Origin of the sequence: Glycomyces sp. NRRL B-16210, from assembly GCF_000719515.1 — a bacterium.
Lineage (GTDB): Bacteria > Actinomycetota > Actinomycetes > Mycobacteriales > Micromonosporaceae > Glycomyces.
Map to the genome: position 1 here is coordinate 37,618 of NZ_JOGR01000006.1, position 26,082 is coordinate 63,699.

General features: G+C 67.6%; 21 protein-coding genes. 6 read left to right on the top strand and 15 right to left on the bottom strand.

Features of this window, described 5'->3' with window-relative positions; genetic code table 11:
- Positions 1 to 6: 6 nt before the first annotated feature.
- Positions 7 to 4,665, bottom strand: coding sequence for a MobF family relaxase (gene mobF, locus IF12_RS23925; RefSeq protein ID WP_133884192.1), 4,659 nt, complete (start codon positions 4,663 to 4,665; stop codon positions 7 to 9).
- Between the two features lie 299 nt (positions 4,666 to 4,964).
- On the opposite strand from mobF, the gene IF12_RS25550 reads away from it, so the two are divergent.
- Positions 4,965 to 5,294 carry a hypothetical protein gene (locus IF12_RS25550; protein WP_133884193.1) on the top strand — a complete coding sequence of 110 codons (330 nt, stop codon included), beginning with the start codon at positions 4,965 to 4,967 and terminating at the stop codon, positions 5,292 to 5,294.
- A 20-nt stretch (positions 5,295 to 5,314) separates the two neighbouring features.
- Here IF12_RS25550 and IF12_RS0109090 read toward each other — a convergent pair whose 3' ends face one another.
- The 3 genes from IF12_RS0109090 to IF12_RS23930 form a co-directional block, all read right to left on the bottom strand.
- A complete protein-coding gene (locus IF12_RS0109090) occupies positions 5,315 to 5,602 on the bottom strand; it encodes a hypothetical protein (protein ID WP_030157150.1) in 288 nt (95 codons plus the stop codon).
- Between the two features lie 70 nt (positions 5,603 to 5,672).
- Positions 5,673 to 6,641 (bottom strand): DUF4192 domain-containing protein, encoded by a 969-nt coding sequence (locus IF12_RS0109095; RefSeq protein ID WP_030157151.1) that lies wholly within the window; start codon positions 6,639 to 6,641, stop codon positions 5,673 to 5,675.
- 80 nt (positions 6,642 to 6,721) lie between these two features.
- Complete coding sequence (locus tag IF12_RS23930; RefSeq protein ID WP_030157152.1) at positions 6,722 to 7,174, bottom strand: single-stranded DNA-binding protein; 453 nt, start codon at positions 7,172 to 7,174, stop codon at positions 6,722 to 6,724.
- Positions 7,175 to 7,615: 441 nt separating this feature from the next.
- Between IF12_RS23930 and IF12_RS23935 the strand changes: the two genes are divergently transcribed.
- Positions 7,616 to 8,695: a hypothetical protein gene (locus IF12_RS23935; protein WP_133884194.1), complete on the top strand. Its 1,080-nt coding sequence runs from the start codon at positions 7,616 to 7,618 to the stop codon at positions 8,693 to 8,695.
- Positions 8,696 to 9,621: 926 nt separating this feature from the next.
- Here the strand turns inward: IF12_RS23935 and IF12_RS22850 are convergent.
- Positions 9,622 to 11,226, bottom strand: coding sequence for a ParB/RepB/Spo0J family partition protein (locus tag IF12_RS22850; protein WP_035748738.1), 1,605 nt, complete (start codon positions 11,224 to 11,226; stop codon positions 9,622 to 9,624).
- A 347-nt stretch (positions 11,227 to 11,573) separates the two neighbouring features.
- On the opposite strand from IF12_RS22850, the gene IF12_RS0109115 reads away from it, so the two are divergent.
- Positions 11,574 to 13,157 (top strand): hypothetical protein, encoded by a 1,584-nt coding sequence (locus tag IF12_RS0109115; protein ID WP_030157158.1) that lies wholly within the window; start codon positions 11,574 to 11,576, stop codon positions 13,155 to 13,157.
- 142 nt (positions 13,158 to 13,299) lie between these two features.
- Here the strand turns inward: IF12_RS0109115 and IF12_RS0109120 are convergent, their stop codons facing one another.
- Complete coding sequence (locus IF12_RS0109120) at positions 13,300 to 13,749, bottom strand: hypothetical protein (RefSeq protein WP_133884195.1); 450 nt, start codon at positions 13,747 to 13,749, stop codon at positions 13,300 to 13,302.
- The gene (locus IF12_RS0109125; RefSeq protein WP_051704169.1) at positions 13,746 to 14,366 is read right to left on the bottom strand and encodes a hypothetical protein; all 621 of its coding nucleotides are present in this window, start codon (positions 14,364 to 14,366) and stop codon (positions 13,746 to 13,748) included. The genes IF12_RS0109120 and IF12_RS0109125 overlap by 4 nt, the downstream gene beginning before the upstream one ends.
- Positions 14,367 to 14,642: 276 nt before the next feature.
- On the opposite strand from IF12_RS0109125, the gene IF12_RS23940 reads away from it, so the two are divergent.
- Entirely contained in the window at positions 14,643 to 15,875 is a 1,233-nt protein-coding gene (locus IF12_RS23940) for a helix-turn-helix domain-containing protein (RefSeq protein WP_133884196.1), read from the top strand.
- Between the two features lie 341 nt (positions 15,876 to 16,216).
- Here the strand turns inward: IF12_RS23940 and IF12_RS0109135 are convergent, their stop codons facing one another.
- The 4 genes from IF12_RS0109135 to IF12_RS0109150 all read right to left on the bottom strand — a co-directional run bounded on the left by IF12_RS0109135 (position 16,217) and on the right by IF12_RS0109150 (position 18,847).
- A complete protein-coding gene (locus IF12_RS0109135) occupies positions 16,217 to 16,468 on the bottom strand; it encodes a hypothetical protein (RefSeq protein ID WP_030157178.1) in 252 nt (83 codons plus the stop codon).
- Positions 16,458 to 17,219: a hypothetical protein gene (locus IF12_RS0109140; RefSeq protein ID WP_030157181.1), complete on the bottom strand. Its 762-nt coding sequence runs from the start codon at positions 17,217 to 17,219 to the stop codon at positions 16,458 to 16,460. The genes IF12_RS0109135 and IF12_RS0109140 overlap by 11 nt, the downstream gene beginning before the upstream one ends.
- Positions 17,220 to 17,322: 103 nt before the next feature.
- Complete coding sequence (locus IF12_RS0109145) at positions 17,323 to 17,955, bottom strand: hypothetical protein (RefSeq protein ID WP_133884197.1); 633 nt, start codon at positions 17,953 to 17,955, stop codon at positions 17,323 to 17,325.
- Complete coding sequence (locus IF12_RS0109150) at positions 17,948 to 18,847, bottom strand: hypothetical protein (protein ID WP_030157185.1); 900 nt, start codon at positions 18,845 to 18,847, stop codon at positions 17,948 to 17,950. Before IF12_RS0109150 ends, IF12_RS0109145 begins: the two co-directional genes overlap by 8 nt.
- A 236-nt stretch (positions 18,848 to 19,083) precedes the next feature.
- Between IF12_RS0109150 and fxlM the strand changes: the two genes are divergently transcribed.
- Positions 19,084 to 20,631, top strand: a complete 1,548-nt coding sequence (gene fxlM / locus IF12_RS23945) for a methyltransferase, FxLD system (RefSeq protein ID WP_166659569.1) — start codon at positions 19,084 to 19,086, stop codon at positions 20,629 to 20,631.
- A 27-nt stretch (positions 20,632 to 20,658) separates the two neighbouring features.
- Here fxlM and IF12_RS23950 read toward each other — a convergent pair whose 3' ends face one another.
- The 4 genes from IF12_RS23950 to IF12_RS0109175 form a co-directional block, all read right to left on the bottom strand.
- On the bottom strand, positions 20,659 to 21,120 hold the full coding sequence (locus IF12_RS23950; protein WP_051704171.1) for a hypothetical protein: 462 nt from the start codon (positions 21,118 to 21,120) through the stop codon (positions 20,659 to 20,661).
- Entirely contained in the window at positions 21,120 to 21,893 is a 774-nt protein-coding gene (locus tag IF12_RS0109165; RefSeq protein WP_030157193.1) for a hypothetical protein, read from the bottom strand. Before IF12_RS0109165 ends, IF12_RS23950 begins: the two co-directional genes overlap by 1 nt.
- Positions 21,894 to 21,975: 82 nt before the next feature.
- Complete coding sequence (locus IF12_RS0109170) at positions 21,976 to 22,857, bottom strand: phosphotransferase family protein (protein ID WP_369807678.1); 882 nt, start codon at positions 22,855 to 22,857, stop codon at positions 21,976 to 21,978.
- 43 nt (positions 22,858 to 22,900) lie between these two features.
- Positions 22,901 to 24,325, bottom strand: coding sequence for a helix-turn-helix transcriptional regulator (locus IF12_RS0109175; protein ID WP_081913430.1), 1,425 nt, complete (start codon positions 24,323 to 24,325; stop codon positions 22,901 to 22,903).
- A gap of 457 nt (positions 24,326 to 24,782) precedes the next feature.
- Here IF12_RS0109175 and IF12_RS0109180 point away from each other — a divergent pair, with 457 nt between their 5' ends.
- Positions 24,783 to 25,109, top strand: a complete 327-nt coding sequence (locus tag IF12_RS0109180) for a hypothetical protein (RefSeq protein ID WP_133884198.1) — start codon at positions 24,783 to 24,785, stop codon at positions 25,107 to 25,109.
- Positions 25,110 to 26,082 lie beyond the last annotated feature (973 nt).

Below are 26,082 nucleotides of genomic sequence, written 5' to 3' on the forward strand. Positions count from 1 at the left end.
GCTCCATCAGATTCGATGTGTCCTTGTTTGTTCACAGTCAGATTGTGAGTCAAAAGCGCTTTCGAGCGGTTGATCTATCACACCGTTCTCAATAGGTTCTGGACTGTTACCGTCTCGAACATGTCGGGCTGTCATTCGCAGTTCACCCGCGAGTTCCGGAGTCAACAATCCCTGCATGGAAAGCGCATCGACCAGGTCTCTTGCCAAAGGACTTTGAGTCACAGCGTCCGATGGGGCATGTGCGATCATATGCCAGCTCGGTCCCCGGGTTGATGCGATCAGGTCATGAACTGCTGCACGATCCGCAGCGGGCAGGGCGGTGTAGACGGCTTGTGCGACGGCAATGGTGAGCTGGTGCGCTGCAGATTCGGCGAGGCCGGTATTGGTGATGGGTTCGTTTGGTTGGTCGATAGTGAGGGCGGCGCTTGCTGCGGCCCACCAGGAGTGGTGTCCTGCGCGGCCTTCTTCCGGGTAGGGGCCGAAGGGGTGTGCGGAGTCGTCGGTTTCAGTGCGCATCTGGTCGCGGTGGGCGGCAGCGAGGGCGATGGCGGTGTGCCAGCGCTCGAGGGTTCCTTCGTCGGTGGGGGTTTCGCCGAAGGCTTCGGTCCAGGCGGGTCGTTCGGTGATGGCGTGGTCGGTGAGGAGGTCGACGCGGGTGGTGATGGCGCCTGCGACGTGGTCGAGGTAGTCGCGCAGTTCGGCGGGGACGGCGTCGCTGTGGTGGAGCGCGGCGTGTGCGGTGGCCCAGGGAAGCGGATGGGGTGCGTGCTCGATTGTTTCGAGGAGCTGGTGCCAGGTGAGTTCGTGGCCGGCTTCGAGCGCGAGGCCGGTGAGGGTCCGGTCTGGGGCGAGGTCGTCAATGAGTTCGGTGGCGTCGCCTCCGGCGTTCTCCCAGGCTTTGACGGTCCAGGCGAGGGCGGGCCAGGCTTGGCCGGTGTGGGTGGGGTCGAGTTCGATCAGGCGGGTCTGGCGTTCGATCCTCCAGGCCAAGTTAGGAGAGATGGTGTCGAGGCCGTCGAAGTCGCGTTGCGCGGCAGCGCGCTGGAGGGCTTCGGTGGAGTACTGGCCGGCTTCTTCGGCGCGGCGGAGGGACCCGATGACGGCGGGCCAGGCCCGCTCGGCAGTGACTTGGTCCGCGAGCTCCACACCGAGGACTTCGACGAGTTCAGCGCGGTAGCGGTTGGCGGCCCGGGTCGGTTCGGCCTCATGCGCGGCGTTGGCCGGAAACCCTACCGGCCGAGGGTGGATCGCGCTCTCGTCCTTCAGGTGGGCGTCGGGGTAGTGGGTGCGGAGGAGTTCGCGGTAGCGGTCGAGGTCTTCTGGTGTGGGTTGGGCGCCTGCTGGGGGCGGGGTGTGGTCTTCCATGTGGCCGTTGATGCGGCCGATCAGGACGGCGGCGACGGAGCCTGCGTCATCCACGGGTCCGCGGGCGATGGCGAGGGTGAGGATCTGCTCGGGGTTCCACCCCTTGGTTTCGGCTTTGGCGAGGGTCCCGGCGAGTGCACCGCGGCCGTTGGCTTCGATGTCGGCCAGGTACTCGGCTGTGAAGACGGGGGTCAGGACGCGGGTGATGAGGTCGTTGTAGTGGTGGTCGGCGGCCATGTCGGTGGCGGTGCGGTAGCGGGCGACGAGTTCGTGGAGGTCGCCGGATCGTGCGGTGAGGCGCTGGCCGGTCTCGGTCGCGGAGAGGTTGTCGGGTTCTCTGGCGAGGATCTGTTCGGCGATTTCGCGGGCGGCGGTTGCGTCGGGGTCCCACTTGGGGCGGTCGAACTGGTGGTCGGTGTCGGCCGGGATCTCGGTGTGGGTGACCGCGTAGAGGGTGGTCGTTTCGGCGGCGCGGGTGGCGGCGACGTAGAGGGCGTCGCGGGTCATCTGGTCGGTGAGGACGGGGTGGGCGGTGTCGACGGTCATGCCCTGGCAGCGGTGGACGGTGGCGGCGTAGGCGAGCTCGACATGCTCAGCCACGTATTCCGAGGGGAGTACCAAGGTGCCGCCGGACTCGCGAGACTTCACCTTCAAGGAACCGTCCGCGCGGGTGTCGATGACGTCCCAGGTGGCGCCGTTGCGGACGAAGTCCTTCCCGCCGCAGTACTTCAGGCCGTACTGGTTGTGGCGGGTGACGACCCAGTCTCCGCGCCCCGCAACCTGACCGTTCCCGAGCAGCACTCCGGTCTCGGCGACTTGCCCGGCGGCGATCCGGTCGTCCCTCGCCCATGTCGAGAGCGTCGTGACGTCGGTGTTGGCATAGGCCATCATCAGACTGGTTCGTCCGGCCGCGGTATCGGCCTTCCATCCGGCGTAGGCCGCTTGGAGCATGGCGTCCCGTGAGCCGCCGCGGAGGCGTTCGCGGTCTTGGAAGTAGTCGAGCCCGGCCGTATCGCCCTCCCGCAGGCGCAGTGAAGCGGTTGCGAAGGCGGGGTCGGTGAAGCGGTGGAGGTCGCGCAGTTCGGTCGCGCCGGCCTCGGCGGCGATGAGGCGGAGGACGCCGCCGGAGGCGACGGCGCCGAGCTGGCAGTCATCGCCCAATAGCCGCACTTGGGCTCCGGCGTGTTGGGCGAGGGCGGTGATGCGGTCGAGATTGAACGTCCCGGCCATCGACGCCTCGTCGACCAGCAGGACGTCCCCGGGCCGAAGGTCACCGACCGGGGCCATGAGCCCGTCGACGTCACCCTCGGCCTTCCGGTCGGCTTGGGCGGTTTCGATGGAGCGGATCGCCTCGACCAGTTCGGGACCGTTGAGGAGGTTGCCGGGGTTGACCTGCCAGAGGAACTTGTCGACCGTGGAGCAGGTGATGCCGAGGTCGGCGGCGAGGACGTTCGCGGCCTGGGCGGAGGGCGCGAGGCCGATCAGGCGCCGGCCTTCGGTTGCCAGGGCTTCCTTGAAGGCGCGCATCGCGGTGGTCTTCCCCGAACCCGCTGGCCCGATCCCGACGGCGAGGAGCCGGTCGTCGGTGGTGAACGCGGTGACCAGTGCCCGCTGCCCCGCATCGAGAGTCCGACCGTGCCGGGCCTCGAATCCGGTGATCCGCTCCGCGACAACATTGGCGCTCGCTGACCACACGGTGGGCGTCTGCGCTGCCTTGACGAGTCGCTGTTCGGCGTCGAGGACGGCCTGCGAGGTGAACCGGTCGGACTCGTGTCGCTTGAACACACTCGTGCCGTCGCTGCGCTGCAACAACACCGGCTCACTCACCGGCGCATTCTGGCCGAGCTGGATCGAATGCCCTTCCCCTGTCGCGGCAGCGACGATCCGATCCACCGCCTCGCGCTGGTCCTCGGGCCCGAGCACGGCATCGATCCCGCGGATGACCCTGGCGGCTTCGGCGTGGAGATTCCACCGGCCCCAGGTCGCCCGCTCCTCCCCGACACGAGCGATCACGGCCTGTGCGAGCCGCTCGACCTCCTCGGGTTCGAGCCGTGTCCGTGCCTGCGGCTGCTGCACGCCGGGGACGGCGGCCTGGATGTCGCGGACGGCATCGGGACCGAATTGGGCGAAAGCCTGAGCAGTCCACTCGGTGCGCATCTGGTCGAGGCTGCGCGGCGCGGCCTTGCCCTCGCGGGTCTCCAACGTCGCCTGCTGGGCGAGCTCGTAGGCGGCCTGCGGGTCCGGATCACGCCCGTGCCGGGCACGGAACTCCGAGCGGAGGATGCTGTAGCGGGCCTCGATTGCAGTGCGGCGGGCCGAGAAGTGCTTCAACATGGCGGGGTCGATGCCTTCGATCTCGCGGACGGGCCGGTTCGACCTCGCCGGCCCCGGCCGGTCGACGAACGAGACGCCCAGCCGCGCCGTGAGTTCGGCTTCGATGGCCGCGTTGTAGGTCTCCGAGGCCGCCACCCCGACCGCGTACAACGCGGTGCCGTCGAGGGATCTCCACTTCCCGTCGCGGCCTTGGATCTTGTTCGCGACCGCGAGGTGGGTGTGAAGGTCGGGGTCCCCGGACCGGGAGTCGTGGTGGTCGAATGCCGTGGCGACGAGGCCGTTGGTCTCGATCTGCGCCGCCCCGCCCGCGCCCGAGCGCGTGAACGCCGCATGCTCCTCCAGCATCGCGACCGCCTGCTTCACGGCGGCGTCGTGCGCGGCCTTCACCTCGGATCGCACTGCCTCGTCGGGGTGGAGCGCCCAGAGCACCGACACCGACTTCACTGGGGTGAAGACCAGGTCGTACCCCGCGACGCCCGCGCGTTGCCGGGTCGCTTCCTCGCGCTTGACTTTCGCGACCTCTGCCGGTGTCGGCGCGCGGCCGGTCTCGGCGGCGACGTCGCGCAGGCGCTCTGCGACGCGCTGCTGGAACGGTTCGAGGATCTTGTATGCAGGGAAACGCTGACCGAGTTTCCCTGCCCTCTCGGCTGCTGCCTGCACACGGTGCTCCTGTGCGGCGGTGAGTCCGGGTCGCAGGTGCTCGGCGAGGTAGGCGTCTTGGATTGCTTCGGCGTCGGGGTGCAGGCCCTCGCCGAACAGGTTCCGCATCTGGGCTTCAACGACCTGTTGACCCGGTTCCAGCCCGAGCGCTTCGATTCCGGACCCGGTCCACCGGCCCGGTGGGTTACCCGCTTGCGTGTAGTAGCCCGCCGCCGACTGCCCCGGCGCCCGCGGGACATCGCCGCCGGCGGTCTGGCGGGTGAGGTAGGTGTAGCCGTCGCCGACCGTCAGCTTGTGGACGGTCATCACCGCACGCCACCCCCGCCCCGCCGACACGACAATTCCGGATGGCCAACGCTAGCCATTCGCGGAGCGGGTTCCAATACCGAATGGTCCTGATTCACGAAACGTGCAAGAGGTGTGTCCTCCATATGTGGCTGAGGCTGTGTATCCGGATGTTGATGCTGGTGAGAGCGTGGTTGTACCAGTGGGTGACTATTTTTGTCATGGAGAGTCATGGGGAGTTCCGAGGGGTACCGAAGGGTCCTGTATTCGCGAAATCTCGCACTTGTCGAGGGTCGTATCTCGCGTTTATTGTCGCCGGTATGAACGATTCAGGAAATGCGAAGCAGCCGAGTAAGAAGATCCTCGCGGTCCGGCGCGCGGGCGAGATCCGGCGTCGCCGTATCGCGGTGGCGCGCGAACGAGAAGCACAGATCGAGGACACCGCGGTCGGGGTGATCACTGCCCATCTCGCGATCGAGGAAGCGAACGTAGCGATCAGCGGCGGTGTCATGAAGCTGCGGGCGTTTGGTGAGACACCTGAGAGTATCGCGGAGCTGTGCGGCATGCGCGTCACCGATGTTCGTACCGCTCTGGCAGCAGCGAGGAAAGCGAATGGGGAGGCGAGTGCGATCGCGCCTCGGCCCGCATGATGGTCCCGTCTGTGCTGCGGCTACGGCATCGTGGCGGACTGGCAGTCGCCGTCGAACAGCTCGGGCTGGATGTAGCCGGTATCGCCGGTGGCGTGGCGGCGGACCGCGGCCCGGAGGGACTGGGCGGTGACGGTAGGAGGGAGCATCGCGCGCAGCTCGGCCAAGTCGTTCGCTTTGGTGAGGGCGGCCCAGATCGAGGCGTACCGGTCGGCCTCGGCTTCCTTGAGCCGGGCCCGTGCTTGCTGGAAGGCGTCTTCGGCGATCGCAAGTGCGTCGAGCGGGTGAGTGCGGGTGTCGGTGGCGTTCACGGGAACCTCCCATCGGAATGAGGAGGGCCCCGCCCGCGCGAGAGCGCGGGCGGGGCCATTCAGTTCGGGGTCAGGCGCTGGCGGGCTCGGCGTCAAGGCACGCCATGTTGCCCAGTGCCTTCGGGGGGATGCCGGCCTGGAGGGCGGCCATGAGCATGTGGGCCAGCCGGTAGGAGGGGCTCGACTTGAGTGCGGCGTTGAAGGCTTCGAGGGCGAGGACGCCGTTGCCAGTGCGGTAGGCGCACCACCCGGCGATGGTGAACGCCGGGGCAGCCAGTTCCTCGTCGAGGTGTCGCGCCACCCACAGCCACAACTCCACAGCCTTCTCGGGGTCGGTGTCGGAGGCGATGAGGGCGTGGTCGCGGACGTCGAGGTCCCCGACCGCGAGGCCGAGGATCGCGATGTCGGTGGAGGAGTCGGGGAGGTCCGCGGCAGCCAGCCACTGGTCGACCGCGGCCAAGTCCATGCGGCGCTGCTCGCCCCATGAGAGCGTCGCCTCCTGCACGATCGCGTCATCGATCGCGGTCGAGACGACCGCCCGGCGACCGGGTGCGACGGGGGCCAGCAGCGCGGTAATGGCGTCGCGGTCGGGGTGGCGGTTCGCGCCGGCGGCCACGAGCGCGGCGCCGATCGCGGAGTCCTCGGGGAGCGGGAGCCCTTCGGGCGGGCAGCAGGAGTCGGTGTAGGTCGAGTTGAAGAAGCGCCCGTCGGTGACCCGGAGGGCGTCGAGGACGTTGATGTCGGCCAGGGCGTAGTCGATGAGGGCTTGGCTGAGGCAGGCGGTCGCGATCTCGTCCTCGCCGTAGGCGATGAGGACCACCGCGGTGCAGTCGTTCGTGCGGACGGGGTCGACGAGGGTGTTGAGCAGGTCGAGGTGATCGAGCGAGCCGGGCAGGTCGACGCGGAAGGTGCATTCAAGCCCGCGGTCCTTGAGGCCGACGGCGACCAGGGAGTGCTCGGGCACGAACCCGAGGAGATACGGGACGGCGGCGATGAGGTCGGTCGGGCCGTTGACCGAGAGCTTGGCGGTGTCGTTCATGACGTCTCCAAAGAGGCAGTTGAGGGAAGCAGATGCGGAGCGGGTGCGGGGCGGCCCATGGGCCGCCCCGCGGGAGAGGTTCAGGCCGCGGTCGGCTGCGGCGCGGGGGTCGCGGTGGCCCAGGCGTCCTCGACGGTGACCGAGCGGGTCTCGCCGTCGGCGGTGCGGACCGAGGCGTTCGCTACCCGCTCCTTGCGGGCTGGCGTCACCGTGCCGAACCGGAGCGAGGCGGCGACGTTCTCGGCGGTGACCTTGAGGTGGGCGAACCCGCCCGACTCCTGGGCGAAGAGGGACCGGGCGGTGACGATGACGGTGTCGTAGCGCTCGAAGGAGGCCAGGACGTTGTCGGCCAGGGCGCCCCAGCAGGTGATGTCGAAGAACTGGGTCTTGCCCTCGACCCACTTGCCAGCGGCGTCGCGGTAGGTCGGTTTGTGGGCGAGCTCGAAGCGGACCCCGGCGTTGCCGTTGGGGGTCGCGAAGACCTCGGGGTCGCGGCGGACGATCTGGCCTTCGACGGCGAAGTGGAACTCCATTGCGTGACTCCTTCTGGAGGGCGGCTGACGCGGTTGCCGGGGATTCGCCCCGGGTGGTGTGCCGCTGTGGTGAGCCCGCGTCCATCCCGGCGGGGAAGCGAGGGACGTCAAGGGCACCAAGTGCTTTCTTCGCAGCGACGAAGGAGCGGCCCGGCGAAGAAAGTGCGCAGGCGCCCTTGCGAGCGACGACGAAGGAGGAGCGGTGCGCTCGCGGCCGTCGGGTAGCGTGCTCACACCACAGCTGCACACCCGGGCAGGCGAACCCGACTGCGCCAGCGATCCGGCGAAGAGTGCGGGAGCTTCACCATGCCGAGACCGGCCAACTTCAATCCGCGAGATCCAGGGGCAAGGGCCATCGGCGGAAAACTGTCGAGCGCATCGTCACCCCTGCAAGGAATACTTGACGGGACCTAGCTGGCTACCTGGGAGAAGGAGTGGAACTTGGCAACGACATCCGTGGAGCATCTCGTCGACAAGGCGATCGAGGCATTTGACGACGAGACTGCTTCGGTCGCAGGTCACGTACGACGGGCCGTGCGGATCGCCTCGCAGCGTCAGGACTTCATCGGCTTGATCGAGTTCATCCCTGAGACGCTGGACTTCACGGGAGGACAGGCCGACCATCCCGTGATGGCCGAAGCCCGTGAAAACCTGACCGCGCTGCTGGGCAAGAAAAAGGCCGAGGAGCAGTCCATCGCCGCCGTGATGCGGTACATGACCAGACGTCGGATCAGCGCCGACCCAAAAAGCAATATTCAAGGCGGAAGCATCGGGCACCTGGAATCGATGCTCGCGGAGTTGGATGAGCAACACCGATCGTTCCAGACGACGCCGACAAACTTGACCCCGACCGACACCTTCTTCGTGCTCAAGGAGAACGACAAGAACATCGCGAAGCTGTTGCAACCGCGGACTTCGCTGAAGCAGACCATCCAACGGGTCAAGGACGCGGTGCACGGCTTCCTCGTCGAGACTGAGCATCAACTCCGATCGGGTCAACAGCGGCCGACCGTCTTCGACCGCGGCCGGGAGTACATCGAACAGTCGCTCAAACAGCGAGCTCCGGAGGCGCTTGCCGTCTTCCACGGCGCCGAAGGGGCGCTTGAACGGGGTGGTCCCGAGGACCTCGCTCATGCGCTGACGAGCTGCCGTCGCATGATCAAAGCGATTGCGGACGCCGTGTACCCCGCGAGCAACGAGGTCATCACCGGTGTGGACGGCCGTGACCGGAAGATGGACGACAGCTCCTACCAGAACCGCTTGCTTCAGTTCGCGGTGGAAGAACTCGGGAAGAGCACTCACACTGACCTGCTCAAGGAGACGTTCCGCAGCCTCGGGATGCGTCTCAAGCGGCTCAACGAGCTCGCGTCGAAAGGGGTACACGGGGTAGTCTCCCGCTCCGAAGCGGAGACCTGCATCATGTGGACGTACTTGACGGCCGGCGACGTTCTCCGAATTGCCGACGGGACTTCGATCGAGAGTAAGCCCGCCAAGAATCCCGATGAAGATCCACGGCCGTAGGGCCACAGCTCCGCACTCGCGCGCCTGCCCCCGCGCCAGGCGGCAGTGACGTGGAGCCTGCACGAATCGAATCTCCCTGAGCCCCACCGACGGTTCTCATTCTGCCGCAGGCCGAGCCACTGGCAAGAGGTGACGGCCATCCGGGCTTTGAGTCGCGGTGTGGACTGGTCCTCCAACCAGATGATTGCGGTACCGGACCGGGAAGCGCGCGAGGCCGCGCGCTGAAGTTGGCGAGCGGTGAACCCCCGTGTCGAGGCGACCAGAACCGGGATGCCCTCGCAGAGCGCGCCGATCGCGGCAAGCCGACCCTCGACGCCTGGGGTTTCGACCAGGGCGAGGCGTTCGAGGTTGACGCCCGCGCAGCGACCGCTGAGAGCGGGTAGAGGCGCGGCTCGTCCACGATCGCGCTCCACAGCCCCTTGGCGGTGGCGGCGGCGAGGAGCGCGAACAGGAACGTGGTGGCGCCGCGCCTCCGGGCGTCGATACCGAGCTGATCCGAGGGGCCACCGGTGGGCAGGAGCAGCGCGAGCGCATCAGCCACCGGATGCACCGCCCGCGTCGGGGGCAGCCCCGGGACGGCGAGGACAGCGCCGGGGCGCAGCTCGGCGCCCAACCGCATCCCCATCGATTCGGCCAACTCGGCCGGGCTCAACCGCGCTGCACTTCCTGACATGCCCCGCCCTTATTATATCGAACACTTGTTTCAATTGATTAGGTTAGCCAGGGATCAAAGGGTTGTCACATTGGTTGCGGACCAATTGAAATGCCAGCGAAACCGCTGCTGAAGGCATTGATCTTCCCGACACGGTGCCGCAGGAGGGGCGCTTGAGAGCGGGGTGGATGCGCGTCGTGTGACGGTGGTGCGCGGCCGGGTCCGCTTTTCAACCCCACCGGTCGACTGGAACTCCCGGCCGCACGCACCGACCCTAACGATTCTGTAGGTGCAAGCGGGGGAGGCGCATCCGTCGGCATGGCGCGAACCGGCAGGTCTCGGAGGAGCACGAGCGCATCGGGGCGGCACCGTGTTTGCGGTGCCACCCCGATGGAGATAAGACCGCTTCGAGCTTGCGCTCGGCGTCGGCGTCGCCGAGATCGGCCGAGTTCGGCACGACGTCGGCCTCGTCCTCCGCAACCGCCTCGGTCTCGACGTCGGCGTCCGTCTCCGAGGCGTCGCCGTCACCCTCGTCTTCCTCGGTGTCCTCCTCTTCCACTTCCTCTTCCTCCTTCTCGGCGAGGCGGTCGGTGATCGACTGGCGGACCTCGGCCTCGACTTCGGCCAGCTCGTATCCCTCGGTCACGAGGAGGTCGAGGTAGGCCAGGGCGTGGTCGAGGTCGCCCCAGCGGCCGAGGACGAGCCCGGACAGGTTCTCCTCGCACCGCGCGAGCCATCGGGCGACGGTGGCGCGGGTGAGGCGGTCCATCCCGGCGTTCTCAGGCAGCTCGCGGATCTCGCATCCGCACAGGGCGTCGGCGAGGTGGGCGTACTCGTTGTAGGGCAGCCGCATCGAGGTGGCGGCCAGTTCGCGCAGCGCGGGCCGGAAGAGGATCTTCGCGCCCTTCGCGGTGCCGAACCGGGAGAGCAGGAAGTCGGTGCGGACGCCGGTTGCGGCCTCCCACGCTGCACGACGCGCCTCGGATTCGGCGTCGCGGGCGTCGCGCTCGGCCCGGTGTGCCGCTGAGGAGTTCGGGGCCGGGCGCAGGCCGACCGCGGCGGGGTCAGGGCAGTAGTACTCGGCCTTGGCGCCGTAGTCGCGGTTGATGTAGGCCGCGAACCCCGGCTCGCTCTTGACCGTCTCCGCGTCCACGGGGTGCCCGTCGGCGTCGACGAGGTGCTCCAGGCGGACCGCGGTGCAGCCCTCGCTGTGGAAGTCTGGCCGGGGGGTGACCTTCACACCGGCAAGGACGAGTTCGGCCTTGAGCCGTTCGATCGTGTCCTTGGCGCCTTGGCGGTGGCGTTCCTCGGCGATGAGGTGCTGGACGCTCCAGTGCCCGCCGGCCTTCTTCATGATCCGCTCGATCACCTTCGGGTCGTGCGTGAACTCCGCCAGTGCCGCAGCGGAGACCAGGTCTACCTGACCGGCGTGCGCGGCCTGCTGGACCTGCTCGGGGAGCTTGTGGAGGGTGAGGGACTGTTGGACGCGGTCGAGGTCGCTGCCGGTGGCTTGGGCGATGCGTTCGGGTTCCCAGTCCAGGAGGGTGAGTTGCTGGTAGGTCTGGGCTTCTTCGAGGACGGTGAGGTCGTCGCGGTGGAGGTTCTCGGCCAGCATCGTGACGAGTTGATTGGCCGCGCCGGGGTCATCGACCACGATGCACGGCACGGTATCGAGGCCGACTTGGGTGGCGGCGGCGTGGCGACGGTGCCCGGCCACGATCGTGTGGCGGCCGTCCTCGTCGGCGGGGAGGACGATGAGCGGTTCGATGATGCCGAGGTAGGCGACGGTCTTGGCGAGCGCGTCGATGCCGCGCAGCTCGGAGTGCGCGTTGTTCTCGTGCGGAACAAGTTGTGTGGCCGGGATCTGGGTGAGCTCCATCAGGGACTCCATTCGGGTCAGGCCGCCTGCATGAGATTGCAGGCGGCGCTTGCTGATGGGCCGATCCCAGCCGCGCAGCGGCTACACTGGTTCGGCCCAGCAAGCGCCGCCGGGAGGGGTCTGCTCCGAACCCGAGCACGCGGAGAGGCGCGTTCGGGACGATACCGCCTTGGCTTCGGACACCGTCTGCTGTCGCGAATCCGACAGCGGTGAGTAGCTGTTTGACCTGCTCAATAGGGTTGTCGCGGACCGTTTTGTCGACTTGGGATTGATAAAATATGGTTCCGTCGCCGAGCGCGCCAGCCCGGTTTGGCTCGGCGGTCCTCCCGCCCGCCCTGGGAGCGCCTATGCCTCACACCCTCGAAGACCCTCCGCTCGTCACCCCGTCAGGCCAGGACTCGTGGTGGATGCGGTTGGGCGCCGAAACCCCCGGTCGCGTCCACGGATGCGTCCAGCCCGATTGCGATCGCGGCCCGATCGCGGCCACCGACGCGTACTGCCGCACCCATGAGGCTTTCCTCGGCTGGGGGCCGCGCAAGCCGCACCCACTGCACTACGTGGCGATCGGCGCGCTACGGGTCGTCATCGCCGCAGGGTTCGTCTTCACCGCCCTGCTGGACTCGATGCTCCCGGTCTGGGGCGTCGCACTCCTCAGCGGCCTGGCGATCGCGGCGCTGCCGCTGCGGCTGTACGGGCTCGGCCGAAATGCCGCCGCCCTGTTCTGGCTCGTCGCCGCCGCCCTCGGCCTGGAGTTCTGGTTCGGGGCCTTCACCACCCGCACCGGACTGCTCACCTGGACCGCCTATGTGGGCCTGGCCGCCTGGTGGGTCTTCACCGCGCTGGTCGCCAATTCCGGTGGCGGTGGCCGCGCCGGGGCTGCCGGGTTCGACCGCGGCGCACAGCTGGTCGCGGTGACCTTGACCGTCACCCTCCCCGCGCTCGGGGCCGCTGTCGTGGGCGAGCAATGGCGCGATCTCGCTTTGATTCTGGCTATCGGCGGTGTCACCGGCGCGCTGCTGGTCGCGGCCATCATCGGGGTGCTGCGCGGCGGCAGGCACCTCGACCACGCCCGGCCCCCGCAGATCCCGTATCTCTCCAGACCGCTGGCGCTGCGATGGCGGGTCCAGGTTGCCCGCGCGCGTCCAGGGCGACCGGCAGGACCGATCGATCGGCTCGCCCGCGGGGTCATCGCCTTCGTCCACGTGGTCGTGGCCGGCTCGGCGCTCGGTGGCACCCGGCTGCTGAGCGCCCTGCGCCTGCTCGGGTACGGCCTCCTGGTCGCCTCCGCCGCGCTGGTCAACTGGCTGGTGCGGATCGGCGTCGAGGCCTCCAGGAGAATTCTCGGATCGATCGTCGCGGCGAGCTTGGTGGGCTGGGATGGGTGGCGCGTGTTCAGGGCTGCGACACTCCGAGCGGTGCGGGTGGTGTTGATACCGTTCGCCTTCGCCTCCTGCGCGGCGGTGACCATCGCGTGGTGGTCGGAGGCGGTACGCCGCTACCTGGCCGAAGGCCAGTGGTTGACTCTGGCGTGGATCGGCGCGGGCATCGTGGCCGCGGCGATCGCGTTGACACTGATCTGGATCGCACTCAGCGGCCAGCCGCTCAATGTCTCGCTGCGCTCGGCCGCCCACTCGGCGAACATCGCCTCGACCAAGGGCCTGTTGATCCTCGCTTTGTTCGCTCTCGCCATCGGCGCACCGGGAACCCTGCTCGGCATCGGCCCGATCACCTGGGGCTGGCTGACCGCAGGCGTGTGGGTCCTGCTCATCACCGCCACAGCCCTGCACCTCACCGCCCGCGCCAGGCCCCGCCGCGACCAGCGCGACAGAGACGGCAAAGCCGCGACCGCACCCGAGGAACACCAGACCAGCGAGGACGACACTCCTGCTGTCGAGCCCGAGCTCAGAAGGCCGGAGAACGCCGCGACCTAGCAAGCGTGCGGCACCGACGCGACTGAACATGATCGCCGGCTGCGAAGCGTCTGCGGGCAGGGAAGAATACGGCGCGGCCCGCCCGAGCGGATACTCGGACGGGCCGCACCATGTCTTGGGCGCGCAGGGCCCTGCTGGACGGTCAGTCCTGTTCAGACTCAGACTCGTAGGGGCCGCCGAACAGGTCGTAGACGAGCGTCCAGGTCGGCTCCTCGAAGTGCGGGATGCCTTCGGTGATGCGATCGCGCAGGCGATGCCGCTCAGCGGAGGTGACGTCGTCGGCCTCGACCTTGAGGCGGAGGTACTGCATGGTCGCCACGGCCGCGGCCGGGCGGGCGGCGTTGACGTGCGCGGCGACCAGGCGGGCCGCGATCCGGGCAGTGCACCCGCTGGCATCAACCTGATGCGAGGCGATGGCCTCGCGCGCAGGCTGTTCGGGCTCGGATCGGATGATCGTGCCCCGGCAGTCGGGGCAGACGCCGATTGGGAATAGGCCGAGCGCTCCGAGGCGGCGAAGGCGCTGGCGCTCGCGCTCGTCGCGCGGGACGTCGAGACGGCCGCACATGAGGGCGATCAAGCCATCGCCGTTCATGACGCCGCTCCCGCGTCCACGGCGTCGAACAGGGTCGAGGCGGGAGCTAGGGAGCAGGTGACGCGCTCGCCGTGGTGGAGCCCGCGGCATTGGACCTTGTTGAGGGTCCGGGTGGGGTCGGTGAGCTTGCGGCGGGTCTCGGATTCGTGGTCGTCGATCCGCGATCCCTCCAGGGCCTCATGGTTTTCGCTGGCGGGGACGAGTTCGGGGAAGTCGGGGAGACCGGCGGCTCGCCACATCCTGAAGTACAGGCCGGCGGCGGCGGATCGGAGTGGTGCGATGAGGCTGGTGTCGTGGAGGGCGCAACAGACCTCGGCGGCCGTCCCGATCCGTGTGTCGCCTCTGGCGGCGACGCGGTCGAGGAGTTCGCGGCAGTGCGAGCGGTAGACCGGCTCGTACTCCATGCGCTCATGGGTGGGGATCAGGAGCTTGAAGGAGTGGTAGAGCCGGTCGCTCGCGTCCGGATGCCGCTGCTGGGCGCGGGTGATCTCGTCTTCGGCGATGTCCATGCGCTCGAAGATCCCGGCTAGGCCGAGGTGATCCATGAATGCGGCGGCGAACTCGGCCGGACCGGTCGCCTGCTCTAGGAGGGTGTCGAACGATGTCTGTGGTGTCATGGCGGTGCGCCTTCCAGGGCCGGGCGCGGCTGCCGGGGTGGCTGCCGCGCGGTGCGGCGCCATTACCCGGCGGGGAAGGGGCGAGGAACGCAGTTCCAGGGCGCAGCCCGGTCGCCCCGGCCGTCGGGTAGCGTCCGCGCCCGCGAGCGGCAGCCACCTGCCGTGCCCTGGCTCAGGGCAAGGAAGCGCGTCTGGAAGGCGCAAGAAGAAGGCAAGGGCCGACCGTCCGGGCTTGCGTGGCACGCGGTCTGGCGCGAATAGGCGTAGCGTCGCCGTATGAACGCGAAACGCTGGGTGCCGTCGACTGAGGCGGCGCTGTTGAAGGCCATCGAGGACGGCATCTTCGACGAGGGCCATTTCTTCGAGGCCAAGAGCAGTGTGGGGGACACGAAGGGCGAGCGGAAGGAAACCGCTCGGGATCTCGCCTCGTTCGCGGTCGACGGCGGGATCTTCATCATTGGTGTCCATGAGGACAAGGTCAACAAACGATGGGACCCTGAGCCGGTCGACCTTTCCGGGTATGCCGAACGGGTGGAACAGGTCGCTTTCAATCTGGTAGATCCGCCGTTGATACTCCGCATCACCGAGATTCCTGCGGCAGGCAAGCCGGGCCACGGTTACTTGGCTGTAGAGGTTTCGGCGTCGCTCGAAGCCCCCCACATGGTCGACGGTGTGTACTACCAGCGTGGAGAGAAAACTCGTGTACGCCTCGGAGACGCGCAAGTCCGCCGCTTCCACGCGGCTCGCGCAGACCAGGAGGCCGTCATCGACCGGCTCCTGGATGAGGAGATCGCACGAGACCCCGTAGCGCCAGCAGATCGGAGCAGCGGGCATCTGTACCTCGTCGCCCACCCGGTCGATGCTCCGCGCGACGTCGTGCACGACATTGTGTATGGCGACAACGATGTGCTTTGGTGGCTGGTCGACCACGGCGAGCGGGAAGTGCCCCACGCGATCCGTGGTGTCAGGCCGTCGGCAGTAACAGCAACCTCGCCGTCACGACGCGCAGACGGCTACGCCCGATGTTCAGAAAGCCTGTCAGGAGGCCGGATCTTCCAACCCATGTCTGACGCATCCGAGATATTGATGGCCGACATCGAATTTCGCGTCTCCGGTCAAATCCGGGTGCTCGTTGGCGGCCTGTCCCGGCCGCTCGGGCGCGGGGACGACAGCCCGATCCGCATCTTTGACTCACTCGCAGTCGCTTGGACACTCAGACTCGTCCACTGGACACGGCTCTTTGCAGACGCCTTCGCCTATCGCGGTTCCTGGCAGTTCGGCGTGGCAGCTACCGGCCTGCATGGTCACCCAAGCATCCAGGACGAATGGGGCGAAGGCGGCCCTCGCTACAGCCGCGATGAGTACCGCAAATCAACGACTGCCACAAACTTCGAGATCGAGGATCGACCACGCAAGGTTGCCAACCGGCTCATCGGGCAGTTCGCGCGGGCACTCGGAACCTACGAAAGCGCCAAGCCCTATTTGACCTACGAGAACACCACCGACTGATCACAGACAAGGTGTCCTTGTCTGTGTCGTCCCAGACTTCGGCGACGGCTGTCGGCCAGCCGAGTTCGGAGAGCCGAGCGGCCAGGTCGGTGACCGCTTCGAAGCCGGACAGCTCGATGCAGTCCTCGGGCAGGACCGGGGCGAGCCCGGCGAGGTGGGGCCTGGGATCGGCTTCGGGCGGGCCGATGACGGTGCGTTGCAAGAACTCTGCGCTGTCGAGAAGCAGGCTGAGGCTGGCCGCGTGTTCGGACTCGAACCGCTCGGACTGCGCCGGACGGTGCTGGTGGCGTTGACGCGCAGGGTCGCGAGGTCGAACCCGATGTCGATCAGGGAGGGGCGTGTCATGAGCGGACCTTCTTTCCGACGACCACGGTCTTGGGCGGGCCGAGCCGGGTCACGGTGGCCCAGTCAACGGCATCGCCCAGACCGGTCAGCAGTTCGAACTCGTGATCGGCGCAGGCGCGGGCGACGAAGCCGATGCACGGGCCGTCGATGATCGCGCTGTGTCGGGGATAGATAGAGCCGCTGGCTTCTGCCTTGATGACGATCGGCTTCCCGCACTCAGGTACAGGGCACTGCTGGTCACTTGCCATGACCGGTCTCCGTTCCAGCCGCGATGAGCCCGGTGGCCTCGCGGCCTGCGGGCTCGGTGAGGCCGAGGTCGGCGAGGCAGTCGAGGGCGGCTTGCTCCAGTAGCGTCTGGCCCGACGGTTCGAGGGCCGCGGTGTAGCGAGGGTCGAAGGCGTTCGAGCGCGGATCGCAGACCGGCGCGGACGTGGCTGGTCGGTGGATCAGGTACCGGGTTCCGGGCCCGGTGACGAGCGCGCCGTGGCAGAAGGCGAGCCGGACGTCACCGCGGACCTCGGCGGCGGCGTGCACATGCTGCTGTGGGAACAGCAGGAAGTCCCCGCGCTCAAGGTCAGCGGCGGAGATGAGGCGGAGGCTGCCGGGAAAGCGCTTCGCGTGGAGGGTGCGGGCGGTGTGCTCGGCGCGGCGCTCGCCGAGGCCGTTGAGGTCGGCCCTGAGCCGGTCGATGAGGGCGCGGGGGTCGCGCAGCATCTCGTTGGGATCGCACGTGCCGCAGTCGCAGTCGAGGGCGTGCAACGACTTGATCGAGAAGCCCTGCTCCCTGGACCAGGGGGTGATGACCTGCTCCCAGGCGCCAGCCGGGTGCTGGTGTTCGAGGAACTCGACGATCGCACCGTCCTCGCCGATCAGGCTGGTGATGCGGGCGGGGTAGTAGAACGGCCAGGCGAACGGCCGCGAGTCCGAAGGGGTGCGCGGAGCCAGCAGGTGCGGGCGGGCCTTGACGATCTCGCCTTCAGCGAAGCGGTGGATGGACATGACGTGTGCTCCATTCGGAGGTGGGAGGGAACGAGGACGGGCCGACCAGCGCGAGGCTGGCCGGCCCGAAGGTGCGGTAGTGGGATGTAGTTGGTGCCTGCGGTCACTCCTCGGGCTCGGCGGGCGCGTTGGTGCTGAGGTGCTGGCCGATGAGGGCGGCGAGGCTGCGGGCGAGTCCGATCGGGACGCTGTCGAGCTCGATGGTGACCTCGGTGGCGCCGTAGTGGACGCGCAGCGAGCCTCGGAAGTAGTTCGGTCCGCTGAACCGCATTGAGCCGTCAGGGTCATGCTGGTACTGGTGCGTGCCGGGAACGAGGGCCTGGAGTTCGGCGACGGTGGCCGCGAGGACTGCCTTGCGGTCGCGCGCGGCATCGAGCGCGGTGCGGGCTTCGGCGATGGCCGCGTTGTAGGCGGCGGTGAGGAGTCGCCGCTCGACTTGGCGGGCGATCTGGTCGGCTGGGCGGTCGGCGGCGGCACTGGTCTGCTCGACCTCAAGGCGTGTATGCGACTGGTAGCCCTGGGGTAGGTCGGCGGTGATGACCACCCGCCAGAGCGGATCCTTCTGCTCGGGGCGGATCGTCAAGCACCGCTGGCCCGATCGGAGGGCGACCAGGTGCTCGTGCGGATCGCACCGGACCCAATCACCAGGCAGGTGCTCGGCCAGTCCCGCAGCGCACGATGCGGCGATGGAGGCGCGAAGGCGCTGTTCTTCACGCCAGGAGGGGATCTCACTCATCGGTCGCCTCCGAAGGCGTCTGCTCCTGGACGGTGGGGTGCGCGTCCGCAGTGGGTTCGCCAGGCAGTGCCCGGGTGCGGTGACGGATCGCGGTGATGAGCTGGTCGGCCAGATCCTCGATCTGGTCGCGGGCGGCGCGGTCTTCCAGCCGGTTCGAAGCGATGCGCGAGAGGACGAGGATGTTCAGCGCGGTCTCGCGCAGGAGCGTCGCGGTCGGGATCGTGGTGCGGGTGCCTGCGAGCTCGGTGATGGCGTCAGCGAGCGTGTTAAGCACCCGTTCGGGAGACCCTTCCGCCGGTTCGCCGTTGCCGAGGCGGCGGCCGGTGCGATGGACGATGCTGCGGGCGAGATCGAGTGGGAGGCCCCGCAAGTGCAGGTCGGTGGTCTGCGCATCATGGCTGAGGCGCAGGCTTGCGCTGAAAGCCCTCGCGCCCCTGCTGCTGGCGGCGGTGGAGGGGTGGTGGGCATCGGGCACGCCCCCGGGCATCGTGTCCAGGAAGTAGTCCACGATCGAGGCGGTCACGGCCTCGGGCCGCTCCACTCGCTCCAGTGCTTCGCGGACCCGGGCTGTCTGCTCGGCGTGGGCGGGCAGGAGCTGCCGGGCGATGTCGGTGGCGATCGACTCGGCGGAGCGCTCGGCGCGGACGGTGATTTCAGGTGCCGTGAACCCTTCCACCTCGCCCCACGTGTCGGGAAGGTGGGCCTCGATCGTGAGAAGTGCGGTGCCGTCCTGCTCGGAGCATAGGAAATGAAGGACGCAGTCGCCGCGGTGAAGGGCGGCCGGAGCCGGTGGGTGATTCATCCAGCGCCAGCCGCCCGCGAGCTCGTCGCAGAGCGCATCGGCGTGATCGATCGCGAGTTGTCGCAGCTCGTCAATGGTGTAGTTGGACATCGAGTCCTCCTCGGGTCGGGGCCGCGGACTGTTGATCGGTCGCGGCCGGATTGACCCGTCCGCCCACCCGGCGGGAAAGCGCAGGGGCGCACCGGAACAGCGACGCAGGAGCGACCGGTGCAGGCGCAGCGGCCCCTGCTCGGCCGCCGGGTACCCTGGCGGCGGCAATCCGAGCCCGCGACCCGCCCGTCTCGCCGCTACGGGGAGTGTCGGGGTCGTATGCGATCGTGGCGGGCGTGACCAACGACGAAACGAACGCCGCCGCGCTGCGAGCGACCCTGGCCGACCGGGTCGAGCGCGACTTCCCGCACCTGAACGCCGAGACGCTCGAGGTCGTCCGGCAGGTTCCCCGCCACGCCTTCGTCCCTGACGTCGATCTTGAGGCGGCCTACGTCGACGATGCGGTGGTCACCCGCCGCGACGAACACGGCCGGGCGCTCTCTTCGATCTCACAGCCCTCAATGGTCGCCCAAATGCTCGACCTGCTCGACCTCGCACCCGGACACCGCGTACTGGAGATCGGCGCCGGGACCGGATATTGCGCCGCGCTCATCGCCGAACTCGTCGGCCCCTCCGGGGCGGTTACCACCATCGACCTCGACCCCGAGATCACCGACGAAGCCCACCGCAACCTCGATGCCACCGGGTACAGCCGCGTCACCGTCACCTGCGCCGACGGCGCCCTCGGCGATCCGGAGGGGGCACCCTGGGATCGCATCATCGTCTCTGTCGGCTCCTGGGAGCCTGCTCCTGAGTGGATCGCCCAACTCGCCCCCGGCGGGAAACTGGTCATGCCGCTGAGCCTCGGAGCGGTGCAGCGGATCGTCGCCTTTGCACTCACCGACTATGGACTGCGTTCGGTCACTGTGCTGGCGGGCGGATTCTTGGCCCAAAGGGGCCGCGACGCCAGGCCCCGCACCATCGAAGTGGTCGACGAGACGATCAGCATCGAATCACCGCACGGTCTCGGCCAGGAAGCGCGCACAATCCTTGACCGGCTTGCGGGTGAGCCGGTGCCGGTGTGGACCGGAGTAGTGCTACCTCCACCAGGACGGTTCGATCGGCTGCTCATCTTCCTGGCGCTGCACCACCAGGGCATGTTCACCCTGACCGCACCACGCGACTTCCTGCCTGGTGCGCTGCGCGCATGGAACGTCATCTATGCGATCGAGTACGAAGGCACGATCGCGCACCTGGCCCTTCGGCCATCAGCGGCCGCCGACCACCACGAGGTCGGTGTGCTCGCCTACGGACCCGAAGCCGCCAGCGTCGCCACCCTTCTCGCCGATGACGTTCGCTCCTGGGAACGCCTCCGTGAACTCGACCCGGTCTTTACCGTTTACCCGCGCACCCCAGAGACCGACCGAGCGGATCTCGGGCCGGTGGTGCTCGACAAGCAACACTCGCGCATCCGCGTCACCTGGCCGGCGGCCGGGCCGGAACCGATCGCGATGCACCTGCACGAGGAGTACTTCGACCTCATCGCCTCAGGTCAGAAGACGGTCGAAGTCCGGTGCGCCGACGTCAAACGCCTTGCTGTTCAACCTGGTTCGCATATCCGGTTCACCAGTGGCGGCCGGATGCTGACCGTGGTGGTCGTCCGGGTCGCTCGCTACGACACCTTCGCAGCGCTCTACGCAAGCGAGGACGCTGCCGCGATCAACCCGCACCGCAACCGAGCCGAGCAGCTCGCGGGCATCGAGGCTCTCTATACGCCTGAGAAACGGGCGCTCGGTGCGGTCGCCATTGCAATCAAGCGCATCGGTGCGGAGACGAAACACTGAACCCCGGCCCCGCCCGCTGAAGTCCGTCTACAGGCCTTCGGCTCCAATGACTCGCAGGTCAGAGGCCCCGGCGATCGGCTCGACGGCACCGACGATCGATATGGTGCCCTCGTCGAGCAGATCGCTGTCGAGGACGACCTGGCCGTGGCTGCCGTCGGCGGCCACCAGCGTCCACTGGTAGTCCTCAAGGGATTCGGGTGGAAAGATCGCGCGCTTCTGCACGCGGGTGGCGAGTGCGATGGCGACGGTCAGGTGGTCGGGTGCGCCGGTGTGGTGGGCGAAGGCGTCGAAGCCGACGAACTCGGCAAAGGCACCCGGCCCCGATCCGGCGGCGACCTGTGCGAGGACCGGCTCTGCGACGGCGCCCGCGAAGCCCTGCCCGTCCCAGACCTCGATCTGCTCACGCGGCATCGTGAACGCCTCGGCGGCGGCCCCAGCCAAGGCTTCGAGGTCCACTGACTCGATGAAGGTGACGGTGTAGTCGCGCATCAGGCGCTGCCCTTCCCCTGCTCGTACACGCTTTGGGCGTAGGTCCAGGTCTCGTCGGTCATATGCCGACGGAACCGGGCGATCTTCGGGTCGCGTTCGGCCGCGGCCCGGTCACCACCGTATGCCGTCAAGCCCTTGAACGCGGTGAACTGCAACTTGTCCATCGCGACGAAGCCCTCGCCCCTGACAGGGTAGACCGTGCCCGATGGGGTTTCGAGTCCGTAGACGCGGCCGCGCACCGCGTAGAGATTGTCGCGGAGGTGCTCGGCCTGCCCGGACTTGATGGCGGCAACGTCGGCCCCGGTATCGACATGCGGCAGGACCACGGTGTTCTTCTCCTTCGCCGGACTGTTCAGGCGCACCTGGTCAAACAGGTGACGCTTGCCCACCCGTGTAGGCACTGTGGAAGCCGCCGGTCCCTTGGGTTTGAGCGAAGCGGAAGCTGGTGCGTCTACGGTAGGGGAAACCGCCCCCGAAGCTGAGGCAGAAGCCGCGGCCTTGCCGGCGGCACCGGCCAGTAATCCCTTCAGCGCCTCAACCTGGGCGCGGAGCGCATCGAGCGCGCCGGCGAGCGTGTTGGCATGGCCCGCAAGCTCCTCGGCGCGGTCGCTGGCGGCCTGTGCCTGCTCGGTCTTGGCCTCCAACCCGAGGGCGCTCGTCTGCGCGACCACGGAGTCGAGGGCCTCCTTGGACGCGAGAATGCCACCGGCGAGTTCCCTCGCGTGCTCGGCGTTGCCGCCGACGGCACCGGATGCCTCATCGATGCTGGTCACAGGACTCCTCTGATACGGGGTTCATCAGTTCCGGCGACTATACGGTTGCGCCGCAATCAGGACGGTCTCGGAACCGTAGATTTCAGCTCATCTTGGCGTATGCGGCGTAGGGCGTCCAGGTCACGCCGGTGTCGTTCGCCATCACCGAGTCGAGCCGGAGCCTGAACTGTTCGGCTACGCCGGGGGTACTCGCCAGGAGCGGCACGCCACCGACCACGAACGTGAGCTCGCGAGCCTGGCGCAAGACCGGCCACGCGGGATCGGTGGTGATGTCGTGTCCGTAGGCTGCGGCGAGGCGCTCGTGTTCACCGGTGGAGCCGAACCAGATCTCGGCCGCGGCCACCGCTGCGAGGTCGACACCGGCGGGGCCCAGGCAGGTGGAGTCGAAATCGCAGAGGACCACGCGATCATCCGGCCGGCGCAGCAGGTTGCCCACGTGGGCGTCCCCGTGCACCAGGGTGCGGGTGGCATCGGCGACGAGGGCTTCGACTTCAGGTTCGAGGCGGTCGCACCATTCGAGGAGTGCCTGCCGATCGGCCGCTCGAAGGGCCTCGGCGTCGGCAATCCGCTTCCTCGCAGTGCCGACCGGGTCCCAATCGGGGAGCGCGATGGTGGGGGTCGGCAGGTTGTGGAACTCGCGGAGGACCCGCCCCAGGTCGTCGGTACTTGGAGCATTCGGAGACGGAAGGACATACTCCCAGACCGTTGCCAAAAGATCCTCATAGATCAGCGGCTGGTCCGAAATCGCGGCGAGGCGGATGGTCGGCGCGTCGACCTCGGCGAACCAACGGCCGAGGCGGGCGCCTTTGCGAATGCGATCGTGCAGCCGGTTCGATCGGGTGATCCGGAGTACGACTCCAGCGCTGGGGAGGGCGTAGACGGCGTTGTTCGCCATGTGGAGGGTCTCGGCGTCTTCGACCTCGATGCCGAGTCGGTCGCCGATCGCGCTCATGGCGGCGCGCATCCGCTCCTCGGTGAACCGGCCGTTGGACACCTCGCACCCCTCGTCAGATGGTCGTGATCTCGTTGATGAAGTCGTCGACATCCGAGCGCCCGGCGCAGGCCTGCGCGTCACGGCCGAGGTTCACGATTCGCTCCTTGATCCTCGCCGAATGTACTTGACCGGCGTTCTCCAGCAACCCGGCGCCGATCTCCAGCGCCGCGTCCGCCTCACCGGCCAGGAACCATGCCGAGCACAGGCCGACCTGGTTGAGCACGCTGCTGCGTTGCATCCCTTCGTCGAAGCCGTCGATCGCTCGCCGGGTCCAGTCGGCGGCCTGCTCGGCGAATGATCGATCCTGCCTTGCGAAGTCGCGGTAGACCCGGCCGAACTGGGCGGCGAGTTCGGCCTGATCGATCCAACTGATCCAACTGGGCTCGTCGCCGTGGCTCATGCGCTCGAACGCGTCGGTGGCTCTCGACAGCGCGGCGTCGGCACCGTCGCGATCTCCCAGAGCGGCCAACGAAGGCGCGATCGTGGCATCGAGGACCGCTCTGGTGCCCGGTGTGGATTGCCGATCGAGGCGTTGCTGGGCGAGCCGGAGCACCTCCACGGCGTCGCGGTTGTGCCGCAGGTGTTGGAGTTGACGGGCCTGGCAGTAGTGCACGTACGCAGCCAGGCTGGTGTTCTCGGCGAGGACCGCAAGCCTTTCGGCCGCCGCGAAGTGCCGCTGGCCGCTTGAATGGTCGCACATGTCGAAGCCGGTCCAGCCGGCCAAGAGACGCAGTTTCGCCACGGTGTTGATGAGCGTGGGGCGGAGTCGATCGGGGCAGGAACCGTCGAGCATCGCGGCCGAGGCGTCCGCGATCAGGTTGAGTTTCTCGAAGACCAGCCCGCCGCCGTATTGATAGTCGATGGACTGGTAGAGGTCATGGACGGCACCGAGACGAGTCAAATCGGCACGCCCGATGCTCCGTTGATTGGACATCTGGACGCAGGTTGCGGCGATCTGGTCGACTTGGGTCATCAGATCGATCGGCAGCAGCGATTCGACTCCGTTCGGGACGGCGACACCAGCGAACACGCCGGTGCTTGTTACGAGGAACTTGCGTCGGTCCAATGAAGCTCCTGGGGCGGCTGACGGTTGAGGCTCAAGCATCTCCCCGAGAAGGGGATGGTCGTCAATGCTGAAGCTGCTCTTCGCTGGACTGTCCGATTCCCTGGACGGCTTGTCTGATTCCGCCTTCAGGAGGGGCCAGCAACGTTCGAGGACGCCGCCGGTTTCGAGGACCTGGTCGAGATTGCGAGCAAGGTCGAGCGGGCATCGTCGAGCGGCGGTCTCGATCTTGCCGATCTCCGAGCCGGACACGAAGACTCGTTCGCCGAGGTCGCCTTGAGAAAGGCCTTTGGCCAGGCGATGGTGGCGAAGTTCGGCACCGAACCACTCGACAGGACCCTTCGTGGGGTCCAGCGGTTTCAGGGGGCGCGGCATGACCGTCTCCTCGATTTGAATCGGACAGATCGGGTCCCGTCATCATGTCCGATTCAGATGCTTGTCCGTGCTCCGGCTCGTGTTCCAGGCTACATACATGGCAGTCAAGTACGCACGCCCCGTGTCGGGGCGCCTCTGGCGCAAACGTCGACTGGCCGACTCGGTCGGCCAGGCCACCGCGCGCAATGTCAACGCGAAGAGTCCGGTTGCGATGAACGTAGCAAGTGGACGAGCCTTGACTCCCGGTGTTTCGGTAGCGCGGATTCTGCGAACGAGACTCCGACAGCAGGAGCCGCCATTTTGGCGCAACCTCGTGTCCCTGCAAGGCGGCAAGGCGCGACATGCACGCAAAACTCCAGCTTGAGGCCGGTCTGTTGCCGTCCTATCGTGGTTATAGAAGTGGTGCTCCAGAACTGGTCACAAGGGACTGCTCAACTAGGCGCGGGAGGTGACTCGAATGCCGGCAAGACAGGGACTCAGACTCGATCGCGACCGTGTGTACGGCGTATTCGACTCACCTGAAGGACATCAGATGGTGGTGAAGGCAACCAAGCATGGAGTCCGTGCCCACGTTCTACTCAACCACTCCGAGGGGCCGGTCGTCGCTGAGATCCTCAACCCTGTCGACCCGGTTGGCAGGGCCGTCCGGTTCCGCCCGCTGTGGCAGCGCAACCACCGTCGTTGGAAGGACTCCGTCGCCGTCTCGGCGTCGGCGGTACTCGACGGTGTCATCGCTGCCGACTCCGAGGTGACACCTGGAATCGATGGGCGCGAGAAGGAGTGAGCTTGCCCCTCACTCACTGATGACTTGAACGATCAGAGCGAAAGGAAGAGCATGTCGATCGCAAGCCGACCCGATGGCGGCGTTGACGCTGCCCGGACGCGACACGTTCATCACCTGCTTGACTGCGACCCGTGCCGCTCCGCCATCGCGCATCGATGGAAGCGCGACTGCCAGGACGGCCGGCAACTGCGGCGAGAGGTTCGCGAAACCTCGCAGCGCCTGTTGAACAGGATGGCCCCACCGTCATGAGAGGCGAGTCGTACTGGCAGGAGATCGACGTACAGGAACCTGGCCCGAGGGAATCCGGGCGCCTTGGTGGGGGCGCCCGGACTCGGGTCACTTCGGGCACGGACCGATCGGCTCTTCTCTCCTTGGATGAAGTGCTCGCTCGTTACGGATTGGGCCAGGGCAAGGTTGCGGAGACACAGGATCGGTACCGGGCGGTCGTGTACGAACTGGACCACCTCGGAACGGGCGCTCCTACGGTTCCGAGGCCGAAGACGGCGCGCATCTATTGCAGCGGATGCGGCACGGATGAGTTGCTTCCGGTTCGCGGCTGGAACGAAGTGCGAAGCGCGATCAAATCGGTGGGCTGGGTTTTTGGACCTGGCGGCACCCTGCGGGAAACCCGGTGCCCGCAATGTCGTCACACCCGGGAGAACCGATGACCCCAGGCGAATCGGTTGCCCTGCTGGGGCAGCGCCACGAAGTACGAGTGGACTCGGCGCTGCCTCAGCTCGAAGTCCCGTGCGCGGGGGCCATTGAGAACCACGTTGTGGCCCTTTCAGGGCAGGGCTCTCGCTTGCGGCCCCTTCCTTTGATTCATCGAGATGGATTGAGGCTAGGCGGTGCGAACGCAGAGAGCGTCGCGGTATGGAGTCGTCAGAGAAGGGTGGGCATTACACCACTCCACTTCCCATTAGGAGTCGCGGCCCACGTCGGAACCGGGATCTTTGGCGAGAGTCAGTCCTGG

Excerpts from the sequence above, each read along its gene's own strand:
- mobF (WP_133884192.1), bottom strand. The coding sequence starts at position 4,665 with ATGACCGTCCACAAGCTGACGGTCGGCGACGGCTACACCTACCTCACC.
- IF12_RS25550 (WP_133884193.1), top strand. The coding sequence starts at position 4,965 with ATGAACGATTCAGGAAATGCGAAGCAGCCGAGTAAGAAGATCCTCGCG.
- IF12_RS0109095 (WP_030157151.1), bottom strand. The coding sequence starts at position 6,641 with ATGAACGACACCGCCAAGCTCTCGGTCAACGGCCCGACCGACCTCATC.
- IF12_RS23930 (WP_030157152.1), bottom strand. The coding sequence starts at position 7,174 with ATGGAGTTCCACTTCGCCGTCGAAGGCCAGATCGTCCGCCGCGACCCC.
- IF12_RS22850 (WP_035748738.1), bottom strand. The coding sequence starts at position 11,226 with ATGGAGCTCACCCAGATCCCGGCCACACAACTTGTTCCGCACGAGAAC.
- IF12_RS0109115 (WP_030157158.1), top strand. The coding sequence starts at position 11,574 with ATGCCTCACACCCTCGAAGACCCTCCGCTCGTCACCCCGTCAGGCCAG.
- IF12_RS0109120 (WP_133884195.1), bottom strand. The coding sequence starts at position 13,749 with ATGAACGGCGATGGCTTGATCGCCCTCATGTGCGGCCGTCTCGACGTC.
- IF12_RS0109125 (WP_051704169.1), bottom strand. The coding sequence starts at position 14,366 with ATGACACCACAGACATCGTTCGACACCCTCCTAGAGCAGGCGACCGGT.
- IF12_RS23940 (WP_133884196.1), top strand. The coding sequence starts at position 14,643 with ATGAACGCGAAACGCTGGGTGCCGTCGACTGAGGCGGCGCTGTTGAAG.
- IF12_RS0109135 (WP_030157178.1), bottom strand. The coding sequence starts at position 16,468 with ATGGCAAGTGACCAGCAGTGCCCTGTACCTGAGTGCGGGAAGCCGATC.
- IF12_RS0109140 (WP_030157181.1), bottom strand. The coding sequence starts at position 17,219 with ATGTCCATCCACCGCTTCGCTGAAGGCGAGATCGTCAAGGCCCGCCCG.
- IF12_RS0109145 (WP_133884197.1), bottom strand. The coding sequence starts at position 17,955 with ATGAGTGAGATCCCCTCCTGGCGTGAAGAACAGCGCCTTCGCGCCTCC.
- IF12_RS0109150 (WP_030157185.1), bottom strand. The coding sequence starts at position 18,847 with ATGTCCAACTACACCATTGACGAGCTGCGACAACTCGCGATCGATCAC.
- IF12_RS23950 (WP_051704171.1), bottom strand. The coding sequence starts at position 21,120 with ATGCGCGACTACACCGTCACCTTCATCGAGTCAGTGGACCTCGAAGCC.
- IF12_RS0109170 (WP_369807678.1), bottom strand. The coding sequence starts at position 22,857 with ATGCGCGCCGCCATGAGCGCGATCGGCGACCGACTCGGCATCGAGGTC.
- IF12_RS0109175 (WP_081913430.1), bottom strand. The coding sequence starts at position 24,325 with ATGCCGCGCCCCCTGAAACCGCTGGACCCCACGAAGGGTCCTGTCGAG.
- IF12_RS0109180 (WP_133884198.1), top strand. The coding sequence starts at position 24,783 with ATGCCGGCAAGACAGGGACTCAGACTCGATCGCGACCGTGTGTACGGC.